At 63.4% G+C, this 970-nt stretch carries 1 protein-coding gene; it reads left to right on the forward strand.

What is annotated here, in order from left to right; genetic code table 11:
• Positions 1–710, forward strand: a 710-nt coding sequence (locus AC1DZC_RS19870; protein WP_477044464.1) for an alginate export family protein, incomplete at its 5' end; no start/stop codon positions are given.
• Positions 711–970 lie beyond the last annotated feature (260 nt).

Raw genomic sequence — 970 nt, forward strand, 5'->3', positions numbered from 1 at the left:
CGGCCGAGCTCTACAGCTATCGCTTCGTCGAGACCGACGCGCCCGGCTTCGCCACGCGCAATCGCCGCCTGCTGACCTCGGGCATCCGCCTGTCGCGCGCACCGAAGGCGAATAGGGTCGACTACGACATGGAAGGTGCATGGCAGACCGGCACCACCCGACTTAGCGCCGCCGCCGGCGACCTGGTCAATCACCGCGTCTCGGCCTGGATGTTCCACGGCGCTTTGGGCTGGAGCTTCAAGGCTGCCTGGTCGCCGCGCCTGTCGTTCAACGCCGACTACATGACCGGCGACAAGCCCGGCGGCAGCTTCAGCCGCTTCGATGGGCTGATCGGCGACCCGGCCTATGAATTCACCCCGTCCGGCCTCTATTCGCTGATCATCCGCTCGAACATTGCGACCGTCTCGGCACGGATCGAGGCGAAGCCGAGCGCGCGGCTCGACCTGCATCTCAACCTGCGCCCGATCTGGCTCGCCACCGCGACCGACAGTTTCGGCAATTCGGGCGTGCGCGACCCTTCCGGTGCGGCCGGCCATTATGTCGGCACGCATCTCGACACGCGGGTGCGCTACTGGCTGATCCCCGACCGGCTGCAGCTCGGCGCCGGCGGCGCGATCCTGTTCAAGGGCCGCTTCATGAAAGACGCGCCCAACGCGCCGCAGACGGGCAACACCCGCTATGGCTTCATGGACGCGACCGTCTTCTTCTAGGGCGGCGAGCGTCAAATCTGATCCGTTCGATTCAACATCAGCACGAACAATGCTGGGTATGCGCCCCGCGACGCCTTCGGTGCGCCGCGCCGCTCCTTCTCATTGTCGGTTGAATAAGAGGGGCATTTTTGCTGCGGATCAGCGGTAAAACTGCGCGATTGGAGCATGTTTTTCCGCTGTTATTCAGTAACAGGAAAACCTGCCTCAAGCCATTGGCATCGAACGCGAAAAATACCGCTGAAATCCAACATAGCAGCGGA

Source organism: Cellulomonas sp. P2_B4 (assembly GCF_056404795.1).